4 protein-coding genes are annotated in these 3815 nt (G+C 60.9%); all 4 read left to right on the top strand.

The genetic code is table 11. The features are described 5' to 3' along the window. Window positions 1–175 precede the first annotated feature (175 nt). Window positions 176–1054: a hypothetical protein gene (locus WAW39_RS13785; RefSeq protein WP_422319768.1), complete on the top strand. Its 879-nt coding sequence runs from the start codon at window positions 176–178 to the stop codon at window positions 1052–1054. A 98-nt stretch (window positions 1055–1152) separates the two neighbouring features. After that, window positions 1153–2370 (top strand): hypothetical protein, encoded by a 1218-nt coding sequence (locus tag WAW39_RS13780; protein WP_422319767.1) that lies wholly within the window; start codon window positions 1153–1155, stop codon window positions 2368–2370. 23 nt (window positions 2371–2393) lie between these two features. Next, on the top strand, window positions 2394–2963 hold the full coding sequence (locus tag WAW39_RS13775) for a GspMb/PilO family protein (RefSeq protein WP_422319765.1): 570 nt from the start codon (window positions 2394–2396) through the stop codon (window positions 2961–2963). Continuing rightward, complete coding sequence (locus WAW39_RS13770; RefSeq protein WP_422319763.1) at window positions 2960–3736, top strand: hypothetical protein; 777 nt, start codon at window positions 2960–2962, stop codon at window positions 3734–3736. The genes WAW39_RS13775 and WAW39_RS13770 overlap by 4 nt, the downstream gene beginning before the upstream one ends. Window positions 3737–3815 lie beyond the last annotated feature (79 nt).

The raw sequence follows: 3815 nt of genomic DNA, 5'->3' as shown, positions 1-3815 counted from the left end.
GCGGTGGGGGGCGTGGAGGTCCTGGTGGGCCAGGTGGAGGCGGCTTTCCAGGCGGTGGGCCTCCTGGTGGTGGCGGGGGCGGGCCTCCTGGCGGCGGTGGAGGTGCCGGGCCATGAGGACACCTGTTCACTGCAGCGCTTGTCCGGCATCAGCACGGGGATCGGCGCTTATGCTCATGATCTGGGCCATCCTGCTCATGTCCGTCACGGTCATGGGGGTGGTGGAGTACATCACTTACAGCGCGGAGGAATCCAAACAGGCGGCGTATGATTTCCGCGCCCTGCATCTTGCGGAAAGCGGCATCGCGGTGGGTTTGCACCCCAGCACGCGGCGGGGGGACATTGTGATGAAGCAGAAGGTGGGGCCTGACAGCGGCTTCGACGTGGTGATCAACTACGAAGGCGCGCGCATTCCGATCAACTACATCACGGATGAGCGGCTGCGCGAGGCGATCTACAATCTCTTCATCTACTGGCAGCTCAATGCGGAAGACGCCGGTGTGGCGGCGGATTCACTGGCGGACTGGGTGGACAATGACAACACCCAGCGCGCCAACGGTGCGGAGGCGGAGTATTACAAGAGCCTGGGGATTTATGACGCGCCGCGCAACCGGGGCTTCATACGCGTGGAGGAAATGATCCTGGTGCGTGGCATGGATGCCGTGGACCGCAAAAAACCGGACTGGCGCAATTTCTTCAGCATCTATGGAGAGGGACAGATCGACCTGCGCACGGTCTTCAAGGATGTGCTGCTGGCCATCACCGGAGCATCCGAAAACGACGTGCAGCGCTTCATCAGCGAACGCGATGGCGGGGATGGCATTCCCGGGACGGAGGACGACCGCCGCATCCGCGCGCCGGAGGCTTACCAGATTCTCGGCCTCAACGGTGACCGGCTGAACGCTGTGAGCGGCATCGTCAATGACAGCGACACGACACTGCGGCGCATCACCAGCATCGGCTGGGTGGGGACGAAGCGCTCGAAAATCATCCTCGTGACCCGGCGCGATCAGACGACGGGGGCAGTGACCTATCTCGGAAGGATTGAGGAGTAAAACGGACTCGACAACCAGAGCATCACCGGACATTCGATAATCGTCATTCAATCACGCAACTTCCCACGCGATCGCGCGTTCTACCCAGCCCTTCACGAATGTCACTCGCCGCCACTACCCTGCTCCTCCCCGCCCCTGATGCCTCCTGGCGTGTGTGGAAGCCGCGCGCGACCTCCAGTGCTGAGACGGTGGAAAGCCCGGCCGAGGCGAAGCATGTGAGCAAACCGCTGCTGATCGGGCTGCCTGCCTCGGCATGCCGGACGATCGGGCTGATCCTGCCGCAGACGGATGCCGAACTGCTGGAGCAGATCATTTCCACCCAGTTGGAACGGCGAGGCTTCAAGCTGGAGCAGGATGCTGTGGGCAGAAATTACCGCTGGCATCTGCTGGGCCAGAACGGCGGGCTGGCCATCGTCAGTGTGGACATTCTGGCGGAGCCATTCCCGGAAGCGCTGGCCGCATCGCACGCCAGCGACTACACCGCCGCACTTAGGCTGGCGCAGCTGCCTGCCGGACACATTGTCATCATCGAAGAACAGGGAGATCTGGTGCTGGCGGCCAGTCATCAGGGCAAGCTGTACCACAGCCACATTTTTGCCAAGGCACCGGCTGCGGAAGATGTGCTGACGCTGGAGATCACCCTGGCCCGGCTGACCTTGGAATCCGAGCTCGGACCCGACTCCATTGACGGGGTGGCGCTGGTGGGAGCGAATTTTGACAAGGGGCTCACCACGCGTCTGAGCTCCATTCTGGACCTGCCGGTGCGGGTGCTCGCTGACCTGCCGCCCAATGGGGCACTGGAAACCCGCACCTGGACGAAGATGCTGCCCTCAGGGGTGCGGACGGCGATCAGCACGAGCACCCAGCGCTCCAAGCTTATTCGGGCGCTTGTGCTGGGTGGCATGCTGTATGCGTCGCTGGCATTCCTCGGTTTTGCGTATCTGCATTTCCAAGAAAAGCGGGCGGAAAAACTGGCCGAAGAGGTGGAGGTCACGAGCGAGCCAGCGGCGGCGGTGCGCAAGGCGAATGAACGCTGGAAAGTGCTGGCACCGGCCATCGAGCCGCAGCGGTATCCTCTGTTTCTGCTGGGTGAGATCAACCGCATCATGCCGGGCAGCGGCATCGTCATTCGTAAGTTTGAAGTGAAGGGCAAGGAGATCGACATCCGTGGTGAAGCACGGGATGCGCAGCTCGCTTTTCAATTCATTGAAGATTTCAAAAAGAACCGCGTCCTGAGCCGCTATGAATGGACGAATCCCCGGCCTGAAGTCAAAGGCACCACGGCCTCCTTCCGTGCCCAGGGCAAGCTGCCGTAACGAATCCGATTTTTTCAAATTCCATGGCACTCGCCCTCACCCAACGTGAAAAGAAACTGCTCGGAGCCTGCATTGGCGCCCTGGTGCTGATGGCGACGTTCATCATGCTGAAGCAGTTTCTGGACCGCCGCACGGCGGTGCTGACACGCATCAGCTCGCTGGAGAATGAGAAAAAGGAGAACAGCCACTGGATGGCCGACCGTGAGTTTTGGGACAAGCGCTCGGCGTGGATGGAGCAGCACATGCCCACCACCGAAAGCCTGGGCACGGCGCAGGCCAAACTGCTGGAAGAGATTCAAAACGTGGCCCTCGACTACCAGCTGCAGGTGCAGAAGCAGCAGCTGCTGCCGGATGCCGCCGACAGCAAGGCGAACGCCTCCGTGTATCGTGAGGTGGCCGTGGAAGTACGGCTGCGCGGTGATCAAACCACGCTGCTGGGCTGGCTGGCCAGTTTGCAGTCGCCGGAAAAGTTTCAAGCCATCAAGCAGCTGGAGCTGGAGATCGACGCCAAAGCTAAAGAAAAGACACCCCAGGCCTTGTGCAACCTCGTCCTGGCGCGCTGGTTCAAACCTGAAGCCGGATTCCAGCCATGAAAACACTTTCCACCACTCTGCTGATGCTAAGCGCGGCACTGAGCCTGCGCGCGCAGTCGATTGTACCAGCTGCGCCTGCTGAGGCACCGCTCACGACTTCGGATCTGCTGGCACTGCCCGGGGACGAACTTCTGACACCGGAGCAACCCGTGGCCGCACCAGCGGCCCCCGCAGCGCCAGCCGGGCCGGTGGATCCTGACCTGCCGCAGCCGTTTGATGCGACCTCCTTGAGCGCGATCATTCAGAACTCCCCGTTCACCCGTATTGTCAGCATCTCTGATTCCCTCGTGCTCACCGGGATGGCCTACGTGAATGGCAAACCGGTCGTGACCATTTTTGACAAGAACGAAAAGCAATCCCTGGTCGTCAGCGAAGAACCCAATCTCAAAGGCTGGAAACTGATTGAAGCGCTGCCCACCAGCAACATTGAACGCGCCCAGGCCAAGATTGCCATCGGCGGGGAGACCTTCAGCATCCGGCACAGCGTGCTGGACAAGAATGACCTGACGAAGGGCAAAAGCGACAAGGGCGACAAAGGCCCGCGCAGTGATTCCTCCAGCGGAGACCGTTTCAACCGAGGCAACCGGGGCCCCAGTGAGGAAGACCGGAAAAAGTACGAAAGCCTCTCCGACAAAGCCAAGGAAAAGTTCCGCGATGCCATGCGTGAAAAGTTCAGCGATGAAAAGTTCCGCAACGCCCCTGAGGAGGAGCGCCGCAACGCCATCCGCACCATGTTTGAAAAGATCCAAAAAGAAGACGGCGGGGGCAAATAACACGCCCCGCTGACCGCCTACACCTGCCACTCACGCCACATCCCTTTCGCATGCATCGTTGTCTTCCTGCCCTCACCAC

The organism is Prosthecobacter sp., assembly GCF_049294395.1.
GTDB lineage: Bacteria > Verrucomicrobiota > Verrucomicrobiia > Verrucomicrobiales > Verrucomicrobiaceae > Prosthecobacter.
This window is presented reverse-complemented; position numbering and strand designations above follow the sequence as displayed.